Source organism: Pseudomonas sp. FP215 (assembly GCF_030687795.1).
GTDB classification, from domain to species: Bacteria; Pseudomonadota; Gammaproteobacteria; order Pseudomonadales; family Pseudomonadaceae; genus Aquipseudomonas; species Aquipseudomonas salmasensis.
This window is the reverse complement of the sequence record NZ_CP117447.1, coordinates 2383811-2404507: the sequence shown is the minus strand read 5'-3', so window position 1 is coordinate 2404507 and position 20697 is coordinate 2383811. Positions and strand designations below refer to the sequence as shown.

The following is a 20697-nucleotide window of genomic DNA, read 5'->3' as shown; positions in this document are numbered from 1 at the left end:
TCGTTATCAAAGTTTGGTCAAGGACAGGCCAGCCCAGGTGGCGAGCAGCCCGCCGAATACGCTGATGGCCGCATAGCCAATCGCCAGCGGCACTTGCCCGCTTTCCAGCAGGCGCACGGTATCCAGTGAAAAGGATGAAAAAGTCGTCAGGCCGCCAAGAAAGCCAACCATCAGGCCGGCACGTACCTCGACAGGCACTTCCGGGCGTAACAAAAACAGGCCGTATAACACGCCGATCAACAGGCAGCCCACGATATTAACGGCGAGCGTCGCCGTATAGAAGTGTTTCGGCCAATTGGCGTTGATCCAATTGCCGGTAGCAAAGCGCAGCAGTGTACCGGCGATACCTCCCGCCGAAACCGCGACCACTAAAGGAATCATGATTTTCTCCGCTGCCGAGGGCTCAGACGGTCGAGAGTGGCCAGATGATTGAGCTTCTCACCGATCTTCAGCTCCAGGCCACGGGGCACTGGCTGGTAGAACGGCTGCGGCTCCAGCTCATCCGGGAAGTAGTCTTCGCCGGCCGCGTAGGCGTCCGGCTCATCGTGGGCATAACGGTATTCGTCGCCATACCCCAGCTGTTTCATCAGCTTGGTCGGCGCGTTGCGCAGGTGCAGCGGCACTTCGAGGGAACCATGCTCGGCGGCCGCACGCAGGGCTGACTTGAAGCCCATGTACACCGCGTTGCTTTTGGGCGCGCAGGCCAGGTAAGTGATGGCCTGGGCCACCGCCAACTCGCCTTCCGGGCTGCCGAGGCGCTCCTGCACTTCCCAGGCGGCCAGGCACAGGCTCAGGGCACGTGGGTCGGCATTGCCGATGTCTTCGCTGGCCATGCGCACCACGCGGCGTGCCAGGTACAGCGGGTCGCAACCGCCGTCGATCATGCGCGCAAACCAATACAGCGCGCCGTCAGGGTTGGAACCGCGTACGGATTTGTGCAGCGCCGAAATCTGGTCGTAGAAGGCTTCGCCGCCCTTGTCGAAACGCCGGCGCGTGTCACCCAGCAGGCTTTGCAACAGGTCGACGCCAATCTCGCCGCTGTCTTCGGCCAGGTCGGAGGCGTTCTCCAGCAGGTTGAGAAAGCGGCGCCCGTCGCCATCGGCGGCGGTCAGTAAAATCTTGAAGCCTTCGTCGCTGAGGCTCAACTGACGCTTGCCCAGGCCCTTGTCTTCGCTCAAGGCACGGTGCAGCAGCTTACGCATCGCCGCTTCATCCAGGCTCTTGAGCACATAGACCCGCGCCCGTGACAACAAGGCGTTGTTCAATTCAAAGGAAGGGTTTTCGGTGGTGGCGCCGATAAAGATCAGCGTACCGTCCTCGACATAAGGCAGGAACGCATCCTGCTGCGACTTGTTGAAGCGATGCACTTCGTCGACGAACAGGATAGTGCGCTTGCCGTATTGCCCGGCCTGCTGCTTGGCGACTTCCACCGCCTGGCGAATCTCCTTGACCCCGGCAAGCACCGCCGAGACCGTTTCAAAGTGCGCATCCGAGACTTTCGCCAGCAACCGCGCCAGGGTGGTCTTGCCCACGCCCGGCGGGCCCCAAAAAATCATCGAATGCAGCGCACCCTGCTCCAGGGCTTCGCGCAAGGGCTTGCCGCGAGCGAGCAGGTGTTCCTGACCGACGTACTCATCCAGGTTGGTCGAACGCAAGCGCGCGGCCAATGGCTGGGCAATCGGGTCACTTCGAAACAGATCCATGGGCAGCGTTTGAAACCTCTGGGCAGTTTATTCCTGGATCACGTCGGCACCCTTGGGGATGTCGAACTTGAACTTGGACGCGGGCACCGGCTGGTTGGCCTTGACCCCGGAGAACAGGATATCGGTGCGCTGGCCGACGCTGTCGACCAGGCGCATGTTGTTGATCACGCCGTTGCCGAACGACAGGGACAGCGTGTCAAACAACGTGTCCTTGGATTTTGGCTTGAGGGTGAACTCGATGACGTTGCTGGTCTGCTTGGAGGTGATGTCGAAGCTGTCATTGATTTTCGACACATCGCCCGACAGCAGCAACGCTGGGGTCTGATTCAGGCGCGGATCGAGCTTCTTGATGGTGGCCTGCTCCAGGTCCGGGTCCCACAGCGTGACTTTCTTACCGTCGGAAACGATGGTCTGCTCCGCCTTGCCTTCGGTATGCCAGTAGAACAGCCCTGGGCGCTGCACGGCCATTTCACCAGCGGTTTCCTGCAACTGGGTGCCGCCAGCATCCAGGGTCAGCTGGGAGAAGCGCGCGGTGAGGGTCTGGGATTTGTCCAACAGGTTCTTCAGGCTGGCGACAGAAGCCGGGTCAGCGTGAGCCGAAACAGCGGTCAGGGCCAGGGCCGGCAACAACAGCATGCGGATAAAGCGCATGGGAGTCCTCATTGAGTAGTCAGGGCACGCCGCGTGTTGCCACGCGACGCGGAATCAGTCGCGCATCTGCCCGGGGGCGATGACTTCACGCGAGCCATTGGTGTTCATTGCGGTCACGACGCCGGCCATTTCCATGGCTTCGATCATGCGGGCGGCACGGTTGTAGCCGATTTTCAGCTTGCGCTGCACCGCCGAAATCGAGGCCCGGCGGCTTTCCAGTACGAAGGCCACGGCTTCGTCATACAAGGCATCGGTCTCGGCATCGTCATCACCGCCACCGCCGCCATTTTCAAAGCCGCTGCCGGCTTCTTCGACGCCGTTGAGGATGTCATCGTTGTACTCGGGCGCGCCGCGCAGTTTCCAGGCTTCGACCACACGGTGCACTTCGTCATCGGAAACAAAGGCACCGTGAACGCGAATCGGCAGGCTGGTGCCCGGCGGCATGTAGAGCATGTCACCGTGGCCCAGCAGTTGCTCGGCGCCACCCTGGTCGATGATGGTGCGCGAATCGATCTTGCTGGAGACCTGGAACGCCATGCGCGTCGGGATGTTGGCCTTGATCAGACCGGTGATCACGTCCACCGACGGCCGCTGGGTCGCGAGGATCAAGTGGATACCCGCCGCCCGCGCCTTCTGGGCGATACGGGCGATCAGCTCTTCAACCTTCTTGCCGACGATCATCATCATGTCGGCAAACTCATCGACCACCACCACGATGGTCGGCAGCTTGGTCAGCAGCGGTGCTTCATCGTGAATGCTTTCGCGCTTGTACAGCGGGTCGGTCAGCGGTGTGCCGGCGTCCTGGGCTTCCTTGACCTTGGCATTGAAGCCCGACAGGTTACGCACGCCCATCTTCGCCATCAGCTTGTAGCGGCGCTCCATCTCGGCAACGCTCCAGCGCAGGGCGTTGGCGGCGTCCTTCATGTCGGTGACCACCGGGCACAGCAGGTGCGGGATGCCTTCGTAGATCGACAGTTCCAACATCTTCGGGTCGATCATGATCAGCTTGGCGTCATCCGGCCCGGACTTGAACAGGATCGACAGGATCATGGCGTTCACACCCACCGACTTACCGGAACCGGTGGTACCGGCCACCAGCAGGTGCGGCATTTTCGCCAGGTCGGTGATCACCGGCTTGCCGCCGATGTCATGGCCGAGCGCCAGGGTGACCGGCGATTTGAAGTTGTCGTATTCCGGGGTCGACAGCACTTCGGAGAAGCGCACGATCTGCCGGTCTTCGTTGGGGATCTCGATGCCCACGGTGGTCTTGCCCGGGATCACTTCCACCACGCGCACGCTGGTCACGGCCAGGGAACGCGCCAAGTCTTTGGCCAGGTTGGAAATGCGGCTGACTTTTACTCCGGCGGCCGGTTGGATTTCGTAACGGGTAATCACCGGGCCCGGATGGATCGAGTCCACCGACACTTCGACGCCGAATTCCTTGAGCTTGATTTCCAGCAGGTGGCCGACGGCCGCCAGGGATTCCGGGGAATAGTTGAGTTGTTTCTTTTCGGCCGGGTCCAGAATCGAGATCGGCGGCAAGGTGCCTTCGACGGCGCTGTCGATAAACAGCGGTGCCTGTTTCTCTTTTTGCACGCGATGGCTGGGCTCCGGCGCCTTGGGCGGTGCCGGGGCGATCACCGGCGGCACCTGCTTTTCACGGTCCGACATGTGCTTGCTCAGGGCCTGCTCGCGCTCGATCAAGCGCTCCTTGACCTTGGCTTGCTCGCGTCGATCCGGCGTGCTTGGGGCCACCACCTCGTTGACGCGGGTGTCCACTTCACGCAGCTGCGCCACCATTTGCTTGCGCTCGACACGGGCGGCCCACCAGCGGTTGGCGGCGCCCTGGAACAATTCGAACAGGTCGAGGGTGATCTTGCCGGTCACGTCCATCACCTTGAACCACGACAGGTCGGTGAATACCGTGAGTCCGAACAGGAACAGCGCGATGAACATCAGGGTGCTGCCCTGGATATTCAGGGTCCTGCGCGCCAGGTCGCCAAGGCTTTCGCCCAGGGCCCCGCCCGCACCCGCCGGCAGGCCGGTCGGTGCATGGAAGTGGATATGCGCCAGCGCAGCGCCCGACAGCACCAGGAACACCAGGCCGATCAGGCGCCAGGAAAACAGCCAGCCGCTCCACTGCCACGGCTCGTGACGCTGGCGGAAGATCTGCCAGGTCTTGATCGCCAGCAATAGAGGGAAAATGTAGGCGAAGTAACCAAGGATCATGAAGAGGATATCGGCGCTGTAGGAACCTACCGGGCCGCCGAAATTCTGCACGTCATCGATCTTGCTGTTATGGCTCCAGCCCGGATCGTCCTTGCCATAGGTGAGCAAGGCCATCATCAGGAACAGGCACAGCGCACCGATGGCAATCAGTGCGCCTTCCTTGAGTCGGTAATGCAGGTGCTGGCGCCAGGCCGGTACGACTGCTGCTTTAGGTGCTGCGGCGGATTTCTTCAAAACGGGTCTATTCCTGCGCCTTTAGCGCGTCCATCTGTTGAATGACTACACACGACTGCTCTATCCGGAGCAGCTGAAAAATGAACGAATGTTGCTGAATCTACTTTTAACACCCGGTGACGGATAGGTGAAATGGCGATAACGCCACAATGGCCGCATTGTACGGGTTTGCGTGCGCGATGCCACACACTTGCCGCTCACCTGACTGCACGCACAATTTGAGCATGCATTGCCTTTGCTGACAAAGGCTTATGAGCTGTATTTAGCAATCCAGGCAAGCTTGGCAAAGGGCCGGCATGCGCCAGACCCGATTACGACCACACCCGGTGTGCAGAGTTGCAGAAACACCCGCTCATGCTAATCCACGTCAATAGCCTATTCGGGCTGGCCCCGTGGCGCCGGGTCGTCAATAATCAACGCTTGCGGCGCAGGTGAATGACCTGCCACTCCCCTCCCCTACCGTAAGCCTGGATGCCATGCTGACCTGGTTGCAACGCGACACCCTGACATTCCCACCCTTGGCCAAGGCCATGCGCGAACCCAACGGCCTGCTCGCCGCCGGTGGCGACCTGTCGGCTGAACGACTGATCCAGGCCTACCGCCATGGCTGCTTCCCCTGGTTCTCCGAAGGCCAGCCTATCCTCTGGTGGTCACCCGACCCGCGCACAGTGATATTCCCCGACGAGCTGCATGTTTCCCGCAGCCTGGGCAAATTATTGCGCCAGCAGCGCTATACCGTGACCTTCGACCAGGACTTCGCCGCCGTCATCCAAGCCTGCGCCGCGCCCCGCGCCTACGCCGATGGCACCTGGATCACCGAAGGCATCCAGCAGGCCTACCTGGAGCTGCACCAACGCGGCTATGCGCATTCCGTCGAGGTCTGGGACCAGGGCGAACTGGTGGGCGGCCTGTACGGCCTGGCGATGGGCCAGTTGTTTTTTGGCGAGTCCATGTTCAGCCGCGCCGACAACGCCTCCAAATTCGGTTTCGCCACGTTGACCCGGCAACTGCAAGCCTGGGGGTTTGTGCTGATCGACTGCCAGATGCCCAACGATCACCTGCACAGCCTGGGTGCCCGTGGCATACCGCGCAGCGTCTTCGCTGACTTCCTGCACAAACATCTGGACCAACCCAACGCTGGGCCGTGGGTTTCCTAGGCGACTTTCGCGCACGTGGCTTACACTTATTTCAAAGCTTATCCCGAGGGTTGATCATGACCGAGCTGGCGCGCTTGAAGTTCTATGCCACTCAAGCCCACTCATGCAGCTATTTGCCCGACGAGCAGGCCACCACACTGTTCCTCGATCCCAGCCAGCCCATGGACGTGCATGTGTATGCCGACCTGTCCGAGATGGGCTTCCGGCGCAGCGGCGATCACCTGTACCGCCCCCATTGCCAGAACTGTAATGCCTGCGTGCCTGCGCGTATCCCGGTGGCGCAGTTTTCGCCCGACCGTAACCAGAAACGCATTCTCAAGCGCAACGCCGACCTGACCGTACACGCCACTAACCCCCAATATAGCGAAGAGTATTTCGATCTCTACCAACGCTATATCGAGCAGCGTCATGCCGACGGCGATATGTTTCCGCCCAGCCGCGACCAGTTTTCCACGTTCCTGGTGCGTGACCTGCCCTTTTCGCGCTTCTACGAGTTCCGCCTCGACGGCCGCCTGCTGGCCGTGGCGGTCACCGACCTGCTGCCCAATGGCCTCTCGGCGGTGTACACCTTCTATGAACCGACCGAAGAGCGCCGCAGCCTCGGGCGCTTCGCCATCCTCTGGCAAATAGGCGAAGCGCTGCGCCTGGAACTGGAAGCGGTGTACCTCGGATACTGGATCAAGAACTGCAAAAAGATGAACTACAAGACCCAATATCGGCCCATTGAGCTGCTGATTAATCAAAGATGGGTCACGCTTAACTAGAACCCCTTGGCGTGAACACCCTTTTTCGGGCACAATGCACGCCGCTTTTGCCTGGCGCAGTTGCACCGGGCCATTCACTGGATACCGAGGGCTTTACTGCATGTCGAAAGAAGACAGCTTCGAAATGGAAGGCACTGTCGTCGACACCCTGCCCAACACCATGTTTCGTGTGGAGTTGGAAAATGGGCACGTCGTAACCGCGCATATCTCCGGCAAGATGCGCAAGAACTACATTCGTATTCTTACCGGTGACAAAGTGCGCGTCGAGCTGACGCCCTATGACTTGAGCAAAGGGCGCATCACTTACCGCGCTCGCTAAGCAAGTCAATACAAAACGCCCGGTTATGCCGGGCGTTTTTGTGTGCGCAGGATTTAACAGTCACCACTTGCCCCTGTGGGAGCTGGCTTGCCTGCGATGGCGGCCTGCCAGCCGACATCTCTCTACCTGACACCCCACAATCCAACTGTGGGAGCGGGCTTGCTCGCGAAGGCGGCCTGGCAGTCAACACAGTTGGATTGTGTACATATCCATTGCTGCGGTAACGGCCGCTTAGGGTTCCGCCCGACGGCGGCTCACTTTTGAAAAGCGCAAAAGTAAGCAAAACGCTCTTGCCCCACCACTCGGCACCTCGCCTAGGCTCGGTGTGCCCGTAATCCGCCAGTGATTTGGGGGGCCGCCGCCACGCGCCATCCATGGCGCGGGGCGGCTAAACCGGCATCCCTGCCGGTTTACCCCCCAAATCCCTGTCGAATTCCGGCCAGCGTGGTTTGACGGGGCGCTTAAGATCAAAAGCAGATCAAGAGCAAGAGCGGCTCGCTTCGCATCGTGGTTACCGTTGACGGCCACAACCTACAAAGTTGTGTAGATACCGATACTGCGATAGCGGGGGGCCAGCTAACCATGTGCTACTGAAGGACCGCCATCGCAGGCAAGCCAGCTCATAAATCGTATTTCAGGCAGCAAAAAGGCGCCTTTCGGCGCCTTTTGCAATGTTGCAGCTAACGATCAGGCCATTTCCGCCGTGGTTTCAAACTCGAAGGTCAGCTCGCCGTCCTTCAGGTCGATATGCACCACGCCGCCATGGTCGGAGAGTTCGCCGAACAGAATCTCTTCGGCCAATGGCCGTTTGATCTTGTCCTGGATCAGACGCGCCATTGGGCGTGCGCCCATTGCCGCATCGTAGCCGCCCTCTGCGATCCAACTGCGGGCCGCTTCCGTCACATCCAGCTGCACGCGCTTGTCTTCCAACTGCGCTTGAAGCTCGGTTAGGAACTTGTCCACCACGCTTTTGATGACCTCATGACTGAGGCGACCAAACTGGATAATGGTGTCCAGGCGGTTGCGGAACTCCGGCGTGAAGCTCTTCTTGATCACTTCCATGGCATCAGACGAGTGATCCTGATGCGTAAAGCCAATCGAAGCACGCGCCGCGGTTTCAGCACCGGCGTTGGTGGTCATGATCACGATGACGTTGCGGAAATCCGCCTTGCGCCCGTTGTTGTCGGTCAGGGTGCCGTGGTCCATGACCTGCAACAGCAGGTTGAAGACTTCCGGGTGAGCCTTTTCGATTTCATCGAGCAACAATACGCAGTGTGGCTGCTTGGTGATCGCCTCGGTCAACAGGCCGCCCTGGTCGAAACCGACATAGCCCGGAGGCGCACCGATCAAGCGCGACACCGTGTGGCGCTCCATGTACTCGGACATGTCAAACCGCACCAGCTCGATACCCATTGCCTTGGCCAACTGGCGAGCCGCCTCGGTCTTGCCGACGCCGGTCGGCCCTGCGAACAGGAACGAACCGACTGGCTTGTCCGGCGACTTGAGGCCCGCACGGGACAACTTGATCGCCGTGGACAACGAGTCGATGGCCGCATCCTGGCCAAACACGGTGAGCTTGAGGTCGCGCTCCAGGTTACGCAGCAGCTCTTTGTCGGAACTGGTGACGTGTTTTGGCGGAATCCGCGCGATCTTGGCCACGATATCCTCGACCTGAGGCACGTCGATGCGCTTCACGCGCTTCTCGACTGGCTGCAGGCGCTGGTAGGCACCCGCCTCGTCGATCACATCGATGGCTTTGTCTGGCATGTGCCGGTCGTTGATGTAGCGCGACGCCAGCTCAGCCGCCGCACGCAAGGCCTCATCGGTGTACTCGATGCCATGGTGCGCTTCAAAACGCCCCTTGAGCCCGCGCAGGATGCCGATGGTGTCTTCAACCGACGGCTCGGACACGTCGACTTTCTGGAAGCGACGCGCCAGGGCACGGTCTTTTTCGAAGATGCCGCGAAATTCCTGGAACGTGGTCGAACCAATGCAGCGGATATCACCCGAGGACAGCAGCGGCTTGAGCAGGTTGGAAGCGTCCATCACCCCACCGGAAGCCGCACCGGCGCCAATGATGGTATGGATCTCGTCGATGAACAGGATGGCCTGCGGGCGTTTTTTCAGCTCGCCGAGCAACGCCTTGAAGCGCTTCTCGAAATCGCCACGGTACTTGGTCCCGGCGAGCAACGCGCCCAGGTCAAGGGAGTAGACGACACTACTGGCCAGCAGGTCTGGCACCTGGTTGTCGACAATGCGCTTGGCCAGGCCTTCGGCAATCGCTGTTTTACCCACGCCCGCCTCGCCCACCAGCAATGGGTTGTTCTTGCGACGACGCGCCAGGATCTGCGCTACACGCTCAACCTCATGCTCACGCCCCACCAGCGGATCGATCCGCCCCTGGCGCGCCATTTCATTGAGGTTGCTGGCATAGGCATCCAGCGGGTTGCTTGAAGAAGAAGACTCACCGCCCTCCTCGTCCTGCATGTCCTGCTCACCCTCGGAATGATCGCCGTGCCCAGGCACCTTGGAGATACCGTGGGCGATGTAGTTGACCACATCAATACGGGCAACGCTCTGCTGCTTGAGCAGGAACACGGCCTGGCTTTCCTGTTCGCTGAAAATCGCCACCAGCACGTTCGCGCCTGTGACCTCACGCTTACCGGAGCTCTGTACGTGGAACACAGCACGCTGCAATACCCGCTGGAAGCCCAGGGTTGGCTGGGTTTCGCGGTCCTCGTCATGCACGGGGATCAGTGGCGTAGTGGAGTCGATAAACTCCTGCAGGTCATGCTTGAGCTTGTCAAGGTTGGCGCCGCACGCACGTAGAACGGTGGCGGCAGCTTCGTTATCCAAAAGTGCCAGCAAAAGGTGTTCGACGGTCATGAATTCATGACGCTTCGAACGAGCCTCCTTGAAGGCAAGATTGAGGGTGACTTCGAGCTCGCGGTTTAACATAGCTTCACCTCATACCCAAGTGGTCGGCGTTAACCGTCCTTCTCGATTTCACAGAGTAGCGGATGCTGGCTTTCCCTGGCGTACTGGTTGACCTGCATGGCCTTTGTCTCGGCGATGTCGCGGGTAAACACTCCACATACTGCCCGTCCTTCTGTGTGAACGGCCAGCATTACCTTGGTCGCCAACTCGCGGTTCAGGTTGAAAAACACCTCGAGCACTTCGACGACGAAATCCATCGGTGTGTAGTCATCATTAAACAAAACCACCTTGTACATCGGCGGCGCCTGTAAAGCAGGCTTCGCCTCCTGAACAGCAATGCCTGCAGAACCGTCGTCGTCATGTTCCTGATCCGGGCGATCCTGATTGAATGTTAGTCGAATCTGGCTGTTTGCATGCATGGGAAAGAAAGGTTCGTCAGTGGTTCAATTACAGTGGTGGGGGCGACCTGTCAGAATTTCAACTCTGACCCTTTGGTCACCTTGACTATCGGCGAAACGGTGTTACAACGAATAGAGCCCACAGTGGGTAAAAAAGGTCCGCGCAGTCAACCTTATTTATTCGGGTTAGGACGGATAGACAGGATGATACTCCAGTGATGGAGTCTGGTGCAGAGGGATATGGCGATGCTAAGTGGTAAGGTCAAGTGGTTCAACAATGCCAAGGGTTACGGCTTCGTCAATGAAGACGGCAAGGATGAAGACCTTTTTGCGCATTTCTCAGCGATCAAGATGGATGGCTACAAAACACTGAAAGCGGGACAGCGTGTCAACTTTGAAATCATTCAAGGGCCAAAAGGCACGCATGCCGTAAATATTGTAGATGCGCCTGCCACTACAGGCGTGAAAGAAACAAAGGTAGAAAAATCAGAGAAGCAACAGGCCTGACCAGCCACTGAAATTAAGCACTCAAAGCAAACCGGCCACCCCGATTCATCAGGGCGGCCGGTTTTCTCTGCCTGTTTACATATGCTTGATCAACGCATCACCAAAGCCCGACGACGACACCAGCGTAGCGCCATCCATCAGACGCTCGAAATCATAGGTCACGGTCTTGGCCGAAATCGCGCCGTTGGTGCCCTTGATGATCAGATCCGCCGCCTCGACCCAGCCCATATGCCGCAGCATCATTTCCGCCGACAGGATCAATGACCCAGGGTTGACCTGATCCTTGCCCGCGTATTTAGGCGCAGTACCGTGGGTAGCTTCGAACATTGCCACGGTGTCCGACAGGTTGGCCCCCGGCGCAATACCAATACCGCCCACCTCCGCCGCTAGGGCGTCGGACAGGTAATCACCATTGAGGTTGAGCGTGGCGATCACGTCATATTCAGCCGGGCGCAGCAGGATCTGCTGGAGCATGGCGTCGGCAATGGCATCCTTGACCACCACATTCTTGCCGGTCTTGGGGTTCTTGAACTGCATCCACGGCCCGCCGTCGAGCAGGGTCGCGCCGAACTCTTCAGCCGCCACCTCGTAGGCCCACTCCTTGAAGGCCCCTTCGGTGAACTTCATGATGTTGCCTTTGTGCACGATGGTCAGCGAATCGCGGTCGTTATCCACCACATACTGCAAGGCCTTGCGCGCTAGGCGCTTGGTGCCCTCTTTGGAGACCGGCTTGACGCCAATCCCGCAATCCTGGTCGAAACGGATCTTGGTAACGCCCATTTCTTCCTTGAGAAACTTGATCACCTTGATCGCTTCCGGCGAACCGGCCTTCCACTCGATGCCCGCGTAAATATCCTCGGAGTTCTCACGGAAGATGGTCATGTCCACGTCGCCAGGCTTTTTCACCGGGCTGGGCACGCCTTCGAACCAGCGCACCGGGCGCAGACACACGTACAGGTCGAGTTGCTGGCGCAGCGCCACGTTCAGCGAGCGGATGCCGCCACCGACCGGCGTGGTGAGGGGGCCCTTGATGGACACCACGTAATCCTTGACCGCATCCAGGGTTTCCTGGGGCAGCCAGGTATCCTGGTCGTAAACTTGCGTGGCCTTTTCGCCAGCGTACACCTCCATCCAGGAGATTTTGCGCTTGCCGCCGTAAGCCTTTTCAACAGCGGCGTCGACCACCTTGATCATCACCGGGCTGATGTCGACGCCAATACCGTCACCTTCGATGTAGGGGATGATCGGTTGGTCAGGAACATTGAGAGAATGGTCTGCATTGACGGTGATTTTGTCGCCGACTGCCGGAACCTGAATCTTCTTGTATCCCATGCTGAACTCCATCTATGGATTGAACATCTGGCTGCGTTCGAGCCTACTCCAGATAAATGGCGACTGAAACCTCACGCCATGCTCATTTGCATCGAAAACAGCATATTGGGTGGCCTACAAGCCTGAAAGCAAAGGGAAAAGCGCCAATCTTGAGCACATCCCACCACCCTGTGCGCCTGCGACCTTTAGACCAATGGACGAGCCTCCTTTTTCATGAAGGCTCAGCGTAAGCATAGCGACCTATGTATAATGCCGCCGCTGACCAAAGAGTCACGACGGCGGACCGCTCTAGAACGTAGCCTTTCGCCAGAAAGCCGGACTATTACCATAGCCCACCCGCTTGACGCTCGACTGATGCAAACCAACATCACCGCGAAGAAACCTCGACATTTCGCTCATGGATGACTTTGAACGAACGCGCTCTACCCGGCGCATCTCGAGTTTCTGCGCACGCTTTCAGCAAAGAAGAGAGTTAATCCGAATATGCCCACCCGCTCGAAGATCATCTACACCTTCACCGACGAAGCCCCAGCCCTCGCCACCTATTCACTGCTGCCTATCGTAGAGGCCTTCACCGCTTCCGCTGATATTGCCGTGGAAACCCGCGACATTTCCCTCGCCGGGCGCATCCTCGCAAGCTTCCCCGAGCAACTGGGCACCAAGGCCATCCCGGACCACCTCGCCGAACTGGGCGACCTGGCCGTTACGCCTGAAGCCAACATCATCAAGCTTCCCAACATCAGCGCCTCGACCCCGCAGCTGCAAGCCGCGATCAAGGAACTGCAGGCCCAGGGCTATGCCCTGCCGGACTACCCTGAAACCGTAACCACCGACGCGGAAAAAGAAACCCGTGCACGTTACGACAAGGTCAAGGGCAGCGCCGTGAACCCGGTCCTGCGCGAAGGCAACTCCGACCGTCGCGCACCGCTGTCGGTCAAGAACTACGCACGCAAGCACCCGCACAAGATGGGCGCCTGGGCCGCCGACTCCAAGTCGCACATTGCCCACATGAACAACGGCGACTTCTACGGCAGCGAAAAAGCCGTGCAGATCGAAGCCGCTGACGCTGTCAAAATTGCGCTGGTTGCAAAGGACGGCACCACCACCGTCCTGAAGGAAAAGACCAACGTACAGGCCGGCGAAATCATCGACACCGCCGTGCTGAGCAAGAAAGCCCTGCGCAGCTTCATCGCCGCTGAAATCGAAGACGCCAAGAAGCAAGGCGTGCTGCTGTCGGTTCACTTGAAAGCCACCATGATGAAGGTCTCCGACCCGATCATGTTCGGCCAGATCGTTGCCGAGTTCTATAAAGACGCCCTGGCCAAGCACGCCCCCGTGCTGGAACAGATCGGCTTCAACCTGAATAACGGCATCGGCGACCTGTACGCCCGCATCAAGGCCCTGCCGGCCGACCAGCAAGCGCAGATCGAAGCCGACATCCAGGCGGTCTACGCCGCTCGCCCTGCCCTGGCGATGGTCAACTCCGACAAAGGCATCACCAACCTGCACGTGCCGAGCGACGTGATCGTCGACGCCTCGATGCCAGCGATGATCCGTGACTCCGGCAAAATGTGGGGCACCGACGGCCAACTGCACGACACCAAGGCTGTGATCCCGGATCGCTGCTACGCCACCATCTACCAGGCGGTCATCGAAGACTGCAAGGCCAATGGCGCCTTCGACCCAACCACCATGGGCAGCGTGCCAAACGTTGGCCTGATGGCCAAGAAAGCCGAAGAGTACGGCTCCCACGACAAGACCTTCCAGATCAAGGCTGACGGCGTTGTCCGCGTCACCGACAGCCAGGGCAACCTGCTGATGGAACAGACCGTCGAAGCTGGCGACATCTTCCGCATGTGCCAGACCAAAGACGCGCCGATCCAGGACTGGGTCAAGCTCGCCGTCAACCGTGCTCGCGCCAGCAACACCCCGGCCATCTTCTGGCTGGACCCCAAGCGCGCCCACGATGGTGTAGTGGTCGAGAAAGTTCAGGCTTACCTGAAAGACCACAACACCGAAGGCCTGGACATCCGCATCATGGCCCCGGTCGATGCGATGAAGTTCACCCTGGAGCGCACCCGCAAGGGCCTGGACACCATCTCGGTGACCGGCAACGTACTGCGCGACTACCTGACCGACCTGTTCCCGATCATGGAACTGGGCACCAGCGCCAAGATGCTGTCGATCGTGCCGCTGATGAACGGTGGCGGCCTGTTCGAAACCGGCGCTGGCGGCTCGGCGCCAAAGCACGTGCAGCAACTGCTGGAAGAAAACTTCCTGCGTTGGGATTCTTTGGGCGAGTTCCTGGCCCTGGCGGCGTCTCTTGAGCATTTGGGTGTGACATACAACAACCCCAAAGCCCTGGTGCTGTCCAAGACCCTGGACCAGGCCACCGGCCAGTTCCTGGACAACAACAAGTCGCCATCGCGCAAAGTCGGCAACATCGACAACCGCGGCAGCCACTTCTACCTGGCGCTGTACTGGGCACAAGCCCTGGCCGCCCAGACCGAAGACACTGCACTGCAAGCGCAATTTGGCGAACTGGCCAAAACCCTGGCCGAGAACGAAGCAACCATCGTTGCCGAACTCAACGCCGTACAGGGCAAGCCAGTGGACATTGGCGGCTACTACGCGCCGAACCCGGAGCTGACCAGCAAAGCCATGCGCCCAAGCAACACCCTCAATGCGGCGATTGCCAAGTTGAAGTAAGGTTGTAAGGATGCAAAGAAGCCCCGGCCAAGTGCCGGGGTTTCTGTTTATCGGGACTTCATTGAACAAACTCCATCAAATGTGGGAGCTGGCTTGCCTGCGATTGCAGTCTGTAGGAGCGAGCTTGCTCGCGAAAAACTCAAAGGCGCCGCGTTCATTCAGCAAGCACGCGTTATCGTTGACGTTTTTCGCGAGCAAGCTCGCTCCTACAAAAAAGCCTTAATTGACTGGCATTAAGGCAAGCCAGCTCCCACATTGAACATGCCACCTTCCAGATACCGAGGCTAGCAATGACCTGGCTCCCCCACATCACCGTCGCCACCATCGTCGAAGACAACGGCAAGTTCCTGATGGTCGAAGAACTCAAGGGCGGCCGCGCCGTGCTCAACCAGCCCGCCGGCCATCTGGACCCGAACGAAACCCTGACCGAAGCCGCCGTGCGCGAAACCCTGGAAGAAACCGGCTGGGACGTGGAAGCCACCGGCATCGTCGGCATCTACCTGTACACCGCACCCAGCAATGGCGTGACCTATCAACGGGTCTGCTTTATCGCCAAGGCCCTGAGACACCACCCGGAGTATCAGCTCGACGAAGGCATCCTGCGCGCCCGCTGGTTGACCCGTGACGAGCTGATGGCGGTGCGCGACGACTGGCGCAGCGAGCTGATTATCCGCTGCATCGATGATTACCTGGCCGGCCAGCGCCACAGTCTCGAATTGATCCGCCCTTCTCTTTAGCCTTGCGGGCCCAGGCCTGCTAGAATCGCGTCCTTTTTCAAGACACCCGTTGAAACCCTATGCGTGATACAGCCCCTTCTGACACACAAAAGAAGCGCGTCATCGTCGGCATGTCCGGCGGCGTGGACTCTTCCGTTTCCGCCGTTCTGCTCATGGAGCAGGGTTATGAGGTGGAAGGCCTGTTCATGAAGAACTGGGAAGAAGACGATGGAACGGAATACTGCACCGCCATGGACGACCTCGCGGACGCCCAGGCCGTGTGCGACAAGATCGGTATCAAGCTGCACACCGCCAACTTCGCCGCCGAATACTGGGACAACGTGTTCGAGCACTTCCTGGCCGAGTACAAGGCAGGCCGCACGCCGAACCCGGACATCCTGTGCAACCGCGAAATCAAGTTCAAGGCGTTCCTCGACTACGCCATGATGCTCGGCGCCGACCTGATAGCCACCGGCCACTACGTGCGCCGTCGCGATATCGATGGCCGCACCGAATTGCTCAAGGGCCTGGACCCGAACAAGGACCAGAGCTACTTCCTGCACGCCGTGGGCGGTGAACAGATCGCCAAGACCCTGTTCCCGGTCGGCGAGCTGGAAAAGCCCGAAGTGCGCAAGATCGCCGAGAAACATGGCCTGGCCACCGCCAAGAAGAAAGATTCCACCGGCATCTGCTTTATCGGCGAGCGTCGCTTCAGCGACTTCCTCAAGCAATACCTGCCCGCGCAACCGGGCGAGATCAAGACCACCGACGGTGAAGTGATCGGCCGCCACCATGGCCTGATGTACCACACCATCGGCCAGCGCCAGGGCCTGGGCATTGGCGGCCTGAAGGACGCAGGTGAAGAGCCGTGGTACGTGCTGGTCAAAGACCTGGAAAACAACGTGTTGGTGGTCGGCCAAGGCAATGAGCACCCGCTGCTGTTCTCCGGCGCCCTGCTCGCTTCCGAGATCTACTGGGTCAACCCTGTCGACTTGAGCACCCCGCGCCGCCTGACCGCCAAAGTGCGTTATCGCCAGAGCGACCAGCCCTGCACCCTGGAAAAGACCGCCACCGGTTACCGCGCCACCTTCGATGACCCGCAACGCGCGGTCACCCCTGGCCAGTCCGTGGTGTTCTATGACGGTGAAATCTGCCTGGGCGGCGGCGTGATTGAAGTCGCGCAAGCCTGGAGCAACCCGGCATGAGCCCGACCCAGGAGCAATTGACGGCCCTTGGCGGTGTGTTTCTCGCTGCGGTATTGGTGGACAAGATCGCCAAGACCGGCCAGGTCACGGAAGCCGGCCTGACCTGCATGCTCGGCAGCCTGCTGATCCGCGACCCCAAGGACACCCTTGAGGTTTACGGCGGCGACGACCTGGCCCTGCGTGAAGGCTATCGCGCCCTGATCGGCGCCCTGGAGCGCGACCCCAGCACCTTGCAGCGCGAACCGTTGCGCTACGCCCTGTCGATGCTTGGCCTTGAGCGCCAGTTGGCCAAGCGCGACGACCTGCTGGACACCATCGGCAAGCGCTTGCCGCAGATCCAGTCCCAGGTAGAACACTTCGGCCCGGCCCACGAAAACGTGATCGCCGCCTGTGGTGCGCTGTACCAGGACACCTTGAGCACCCTGCGCCAGCGTATCCAGGTGCACGGCGACATGCGCAACCTGCAGCAACCCAACAACGCGTCGAAAATCCGCGCCCTGCTCCTGGCCGGTATTCGTTCGGCACGCCTATGGCGCCAGTTGGGCGGTCATCGCTGGCAGTTGGTGATCAGCCGGCGCAAATTGCTCAAAGAGCTTTACCCGTTGATGCGCAACGAATAAGTCGCACCAACAGGCTGTTTTCAAGCCATTACGCGTAATACGCCGGTCAGTTGGCGACGGACCGGCGGATTTTTTCATGTATGATACGCGCCCCATTTCGTTGCCTGACTGTCCGAGAACACCCCATGCAGCTCTCTTCGCTCACTGCGGTTTCCCCTGTTGACGGCCGCTACGCCGGCAAAACCCAGGCCCTGCGCCCTATTTTCAGCGAGTACGGCCTGATCCGTGCCCGTGTCCTGGTTGAAGTGCGCTGGCTCCAGCGCCTGGCCGCTCACTCCGCCATCAGCGAAGTGCCGGCGTTTTCCGCCGAGGCCAACGCTGTATTGAACACCCTGGCGGAAAACTTCTCCCTGGAGCACGCCGAGCGTGTGAAAGAGATCGAGCGCACCACCAACCACGACGTCAAAGCCATCGAATACCTGCTCAAAGAGCAAGCGGCCCAACTGCCGGAACTGGCCCAGGTCAGCGAATTCATCCACTTTGCCTGCACCAGCGAGGACATCAACAACCTGTCCCACGCCCTGATGCTGCGTGAAGGCCGTGATGACGTGATGCTGCCGCTGATGCGCCAGACCGCCGAAGCCATCCGCGAGCTGGCGATCCGTTTCGCTGCCGTGCCGATGCTGTCGCGCACCCACGGCCAGCCGGCCTCGCCGACAACTCTGGGCAAAGAACTGGCCAACGTGGTGTACCGCCTGGAGCGCCAGATCGCCCAAGTCGCCGCCGTGCCATTGCTGGGCAAGATCAACGGCGCCGTAGGCAACTACAACGCCCACCTGTCTGCCTACCCTGAGATCGACTGGGAAGCCAACGCCCGCGCCTTCATCGAAGACGAGCTGGGCCTGGGCTTCAACCCCTACACCACGCAGATCGAACCGCACGACTACATCGCCGAACTGTTCGACGCGATTGCACGCTTCAACACCATCCTGATCGATTTCGATCGCGATATCTGGGGCTACATCTCCCTGGGCTACTTCAAGCAGCGCACCATTGCCGGCGAAATCGGTTCTTCGACCATGCCGCACAAGGTCAACCCGATCGACTTCGAAAACTCCGAAGGCAACCTGGGCATCGCCAACGCCCTGTTCCAGCACCTGGCCAGCAAGTTGCCGATCTCCCGCTGGCAGCGCGACCTGACCGACTCCACCGTACTGCGCAACCTCGGCGTGGGCTTTGCCCACAGCGTGATCGCGTACGAAGCCAGCCTCAAAGGCATCAGCAAGCTGGAGCTCAACGAGCAGAAGATTGCCGCTGACCTGGACGCGTGCTGGGAAGTACTGGCCGAGCCGATCCAGACTGTGATGCGCCGCTACAACATCGAAAACCCCTACGAGAAGCTGAAAGAATTGACGCGCGGCAAGGGCATCAGCCCCGAAGCGCTGCAAACTTTCATCGACGGCCTGGACATGCCAGCCGCGGCCAAGGCCGAGCTGAAACTGCTCACCCCGGCCAACTACATCGGCAACGCTGTAGAGCAAGCCAAGCGCATCTGATCCAAGCAAGCTCCTTTGAGACGCCCGGCCGCGCCGGGCGTTTTTATTCCTGTCTTAAAAGTGCTTTTTTTCAATAGGTTACACATGAATCCTGATATCCCTCTTCAACTTCTGGGCGGCATCACGGCACGGGAATTCCTGCGCGACTACTGGCAGAAAAAACCCCTGCTGATCCGCCAGGCCATCCCTGACTTCGAAAGCCCGATCGACGCCGACGAACTGGCAGGCCTGGCCCTGGAAGAAGAAGTCGAGTCGCGCCTGGTGATCGAACACGGCGAGCGCCCGTGGGAACTGCGTCGCGGCCCGTTCGCCGAAGACGCTTTCAGCACCCTGCCCGAGCGTGAGTGGACCCTGCTGGTGCAAGCGGTCGACCAGTTCGTGCCGGAAGTGGCCGAGCTGCTGGAGCACTTCCGCTTCCTGCCGAGCTGGCGTATCGATGATGTGATGATCAGCTTCGCCGCGCCGGGTGGCAGCGTCGGTCCGCATTTCGATAACTACGATGTGTTCCTGCTGCAAGCCCAAGGCAAGCGCAACTGGAAGATCGGCCAGATGTGCAATTCCGAAAGCCCGTTGCTGCAACACGCCGACCTGCGCATCCTCGCCGAATTCGAAGAAAGCGCCGAATGGGTGCTGGAGCCGGGCGACATGCTCTACCTGCCGCCGCGCCTGGCCCATTTCGGTATTGCTGAAGACGACTGCATGACCTATTCCGTAGGTTTCCGTGCACCGAGCGCCGCTGAAGTGCTGACCCACTTCACCGACTTCCTCAGCCAGTACCTGACCGACGAAGAACGCTACACCGACGCAGACGCCCAGCCGGTCAGCGACCCGCACCAGATTCAGGGCGACGCACTGGACCGCCTCAAGGGCCTGCTCGCCGAGCACATGAGCGATGAGCGCATGCTGCTGACCTGGTTCGGCCAGTTCATGACCGAACCACGCTACCCGGAACTGGTAGCCGGCGAAGAGTTGGGCGAAGAAGACTTCATCAACAGCCTGCAAGACGGCGCGATTCTGGTGCGCAACCCAAGCGCGCGCCTGGCCTGGTCCGAAGTGGACGACGACGTGCTGCTGTTCGCCAGCGGCCAGAGCCGTTACCTGCCGGGCAAACTGCGTGAACTGTTGAAGCTGGTGTGCTCGGCCGATGCACTGCACAGCGAAAACCTGGGCGAGTGGCTGGCCGACGAAGACGGTCGCGACCTGCTGTGCGAACTGGTCAAGCAAGGCAGCCTGGGGTTTGCGGATGAATAAAATTCACGTAAGTGTCGCGGACTGGCGAAAGGATATCGACGAGATTCGGCGCATTCGTGAAGCGGTATTTATCGCCGAACAATCGGTTCCGCCTGAACTGGAGTGGGACGCCGACGATGCCGATGCGGTGCATTTTCTGGCATTCGAAGGCGATTTCCCGATTGGCACCGCTCGACTGCTGCCCAGCGGCGAGATTGGCCGTGTATCGGTGCTCAAGGACTGGCGCGGGCTGAAAGTCGGCGACAAGCTGATGGAAGCCGTGATTGGCGTGGCCGAGCAACGTGGCCAGACCCGGCAGTTCCTGAGTGCGCAGGTGTATGCGGCGCCGTTCTATGAGCGGCTGGGTTTCAAGATTGTCAGCGATGAGTTTCTTGAAGTCGGGATTCCGCATGTGGATATGGTGCGCGAGGGCTGATTTGAGACCGCGTCGCCTTTATCGCAGGCAAGCCAGCTCCCACATGTGAATGCA

18 protein-coding genes are annotated in these 20697 nt (G+C 59.8%); 11 read left to right on the top strand and 7 right to left on the bottom strand.

Annotation, left to right across the window (positions count from 1 at the left end):
* Positions 1-6: 6 nt before the first annotated feature.
* Genes crcB through ftsK form a run of 4 tightly spaced genes read right to left on the bottom strand, consistent with a single transcriptional unit; the run spans position 7 to position 4817 of the window.
* Positions 7-381, bottom strand: a complete 375-nt coding sequence (crcB, locus tag PSH76_RS11070; protein ID WP_003192080.1) for a fluoride efflux transporter CrcB — start codon at positions 379-381, stop codon at positions 7-9.
* Complete coding sequence (locus PSH76_RS11065; protein WP_032896681.1) at positions 378-1703, bottom strand: replication-associated recombination protein A; 1326 nt, start codon at positions 1701-1703, stop codon at positions 378-380. The genes crcB and PSH76_RS11065 overlap by 4 nt, the downstream gene beginning before the upstream one ends.
* 27 nt (positions 1704-1730) lie before the next feature.
* Entirely contained in the window at positions 1731-2354 is a 624-nt protein-coding gene (lolA, locus tag PSH76_RS11060; protein WP_032896679.1) for an outer membrane lipoprotein chaperone LolA, read from the bottom strand.
* Between the two features lie 54 nt (positions 2355-2408).
* Positions 2409-4817, bottom strand: coding sequence for a DNA translocase FtsK (gene ftsK / locus PSH76_RS11055; protein WP_032896677.1), 2409 nt, complete (start codon positions 4815-4817; stop codon positions 2409-2411).
* A 476-nt stretch (positions 4818-5293) separates the two neighbouring features.
* On the opposite strand from ftsK, the gene aat reads away from it, so the two are divergent.
* From aat to infA, 3 genes are all read left to right on the top strand, one after another.
* Positions 5294-5974, top strand: coding sequence for a leucyl/phenylalanyl-tRNA--protein transferase (gene aat / locus PSH76_RS11050; RefSeq protein ID WP_003192086.1), 681 nt, complete (start codon positions 5294-5296; stop codon positions 5972-5974).
* Between the two features lie 56 nt (positions 5975-6030).
* On the top strand, positions 6031-6738 hold the full coding sequence (locus tag PSH76_RS11045; protein ID WP_032896674.1) for an arginyltransferase: 708 nt from the start codon (positions 6031-6033) through the stop codon (positions 6736-6738).
* A gap of 100 nt (positions 6739-6838) precedes the next feature.
* Positions 6839-7057 carry a translation initiation factor IF-1 gene (gene infA, locus PSH76_RS11040; RefSeq protein WP_002553999.1) on the top strand — a complete coding sequence of 73 codons (219 nt, stop codon included), beginning with the start codon at positions 6839-6841 and terminating at the stop codon, positions 7055-7057.
* Positions 7058-7744: 687 nt separating this feature from the next.
* Here infA and clpA read toward each other — a convergent pair.
* Both clpA and clpS read right to left on the bottom strand, forming a co-directional pair.
* The gene (gene clpA, locus PSH76_RS11035; RefSeq protein WP_003192090.1) at positions 7745-10015 is read right to left on the bottom strand and encodes an ATP-dependent Clp protease ATP-binding subunit ClpA; all 2271 of its coding nucleotides are present in this window, start codon (positions 10013-10015) and stop codon (positions 7745-7747) included.
* 29 nt (positions 10016-10044) lie between these two features.
* Positions 10045-10413, bottom strand: coding sequence for an ATP-dependent Clp protease adapter ClpS (gene clpS, locus PSH76_RS11030; protein ID WP_005789091.1), 369 nt, complete (start codon positions 10411-10413; stop codon positions 10045-10047).
* A gap of 225 nt (positions 10414-10638) precedes the next feature.
* Between clpS and cspD the strand changes: the two genes are divergently transcribed.
* Entirely contained in the window at positions 10639-10899 is a 261-nt protein-coding gene (gene cspD, locus PSH76_RS11025; protein WP_032897881.1) for a cold shock domain-containing protein CspD, read from the top strand.
* Between the two features lie 75 nt (positions 10900-10974).
* On the opposite strand, the gene icd is transcribed toward cspD, so the two are convergent.
* On the bottom strand, positions 10975-12231 hold the full coding sequence (gene icd / locus PSH76_RS11020) for an NADP-dependent isocitrate dehydrogenase (protein WP_005789095.1): 1257 nt from the start codon (positions 12229-12231) through the stop codon (positions 10975-10977).
* 483 nt (positions 12232-12714) lie between these two features.
* On the opposite strand from icd, the gene PSH76_RS11015 reads away from it, so the two are divergent.
* The 7 genes from PSH76_RS11015 (at position 12715) to PSH76_RS10985 (ending at position 20643) form a co-directional block, all read left to right on the top strand.
* Positions 12715-14940, top strand: coding sequence for an NADP-dependent isocitrate dehydrogenase (locus PSH76_RS11015; RefSeq protein ID WP_305494077.1), 2226 nt, complete (start codon positions 12715-12717; stop codon positions 14938-14940).
* Positions 14941-15230: 290 nt separating this feature from the next.
* On the top strand, positions 15231-15677 hold the full coding sequence (locus tag PSH76_RS11010; RefSeq protein WP_032896672.1) for an NUDIX hydrolase: 447 nt from the start codon (positions 15231-15233) through the stop codon (positions 15675-15677).
* A gap of 59 nt (positions 15678-15736) precedes the next feature.
* Positions 15737-16861, top strand: coding sequence for a tRNA 2-thiouridine(34) synthase MnmA (gene mnmA / locus PSH76_RS11005; protein ID WP_032896671.1), 1125 nt, complete (start codon positions 15737-15739; stop codon positions 16859-16861).
* Entirely contained in the window at positions 16858-17481 is a 624-nt protein-coding gene (hflD, locus tag PSH76_RS11000; protein WP_003192101.1) for a high frequency lysogenization protein HflD, read from the top strand. The genes mnmA and hflD overlap by 4 nt, the downstream gene beginning before the upstream one ends.
* Before the next feature lie 125 nt (positions 17482-17606).
* The gene (gene purB, locus PSH76_RS10995) at positions 17607-18977 is read left to right on the top strand and encodes an adenylosuccinate lyase (protein WP_044274597.1); all 1371 of its coding nucleotides are present in this window, start codon (positions 17607-17609) and stop codon (positions 18975-18977) included.
* Between the two features lie 84 nt (positions 18978-19061).
* Positions 19062-20228 (top strand): cupin domain-containing protein, encoded by a 1167-nt coding sequence (locus PSH76_RS10990; protein ID WP_014718907.1) that lies wholly within the window; start codon positions 19062-19064, stop codon positions 20226-20228.
* On the top strand, positions 20221-20643 hold the full coding sequence (locus tag PSH76_RS10985) for a GNAT family N-acetyltransferase (protein ID WP_098950997.1): 423 nt from the start codon (positions 20221-20223) through the stop codon (positions 20641-20643). Before PSH76_RS10990 ends, PSH76_RS10985 begins: the two co-directional genes overlap by 8 nt.
* Positions 20644-20697 lie beyond the last annotated feature (54 nt).

Coding starts and splice junctions, on each gene's coding strand:
- PSH76_RS11045 (WP_032896674.1), top strand. CDS start 6,031: ATGACCGAGCTGGCGCGCTTGAAGTTCTATGCCACTCAAGCCCACTCA.
- PSH76_RS11065 (WP_032896681.1), bottom strand. CDS start 1,703: ATGGATCTGTTTCGAAGTGACCCGATTGCCCAGCCATTGGCCGCGCGC.
- clpS (WP_005789091.1), bottom strand. CDS start 10,413: ATGCATGCAAACAGCCAGATTCGACTAACATTCAATCAGGATCGCCCG.
- mnmA (WP_032896671.1), top strand. CDS start 15,737: ATGCGTGATACAGCCCCTTCTGACACACAAAAGAAGCGCGTCATCGTC.
- crcB (WP_003192080.1), bottom strand. CDS start 381: ATGATTCCTTTAGTGGTCGCGGTTTCGGCGGGAGGTATCGCCGGTACA.
- icd (WP_005789095.1), bottom strand. CDS start 12,231: ATGGGATACAAGAAGATTCAGGTTCCGGCAGTCGGCGACAAAATCACC.
- cspD (WP_032897881.1), top strand. CDS start 10,639: ATGCTAAGTGGTAAGGTCAAGTGGTTCAACAATGCCAAGGGTTACGGC.
- clpA (WP_003192090.1), bottom strand. CDS start 10,015: ATGTTAAACCGCGAGCTCGAAGTCACCCTCAATCTTGCCTTCAAGGAG.
- PSH76_RS10990 (WP_014718907.1), top strand. CDS start 19,062: ATGAATCCTGATATCCCTCTTCAACTTCTGGGCGGCATCACGGCACGG.
- PSH76_RS11015 (WP_305494077.1), top strand. CDS start 12,715: ATGCCCACCCGCTCGAAGATCATCTACACCTTCACCGACGAAGCCCCA.
- PSH76_RS11010 (WP_032896672.1), top strand. CDS start 15,231: ATGACCTGGCTCCCCCACATCACCGTCGCCACCATCGTCGAAGACAAC.
- infA (WP_002553999.1), top strand. CDS start 6,839: ATGTCGAAAGAAGACAGCTTCGAAATGGAAGGCACTGTCGTCGACACC.
- aat (WP_003192086.1), top strand. CDS start 5,294: ATGCTGACCTGGTTGCAACGCGACACCCTGACATTCCCACCCTTGGCC.
- purB (WP_044274597.1), top strand. CDS start 17,607: ATGCAGCTCTCTTCGCTCACTGCGGTTTCCCCTGTTGACGGCCGCTAC.
- hflD (WP_003192101.1), top strand. CDS start 16,858: ATGAGCCCGACCCAGGAGCAATTGACGGCCCTTGGCGGTGTGTTTCTC.
- lolA (WP_032896679.1), bottom strand. CDS start 2,354: ATGCGCTTTATCCGCATGCTGTTGTTGCCGGCCCTGGCCCTGACCGCT.
- PSH76_RS10985 (WP_098950997.1), top strand. CDS start 20,221: ATGAATAAAATTCACGTAAGTGTCGCGGACTGGCGAAAGGATATCGAC.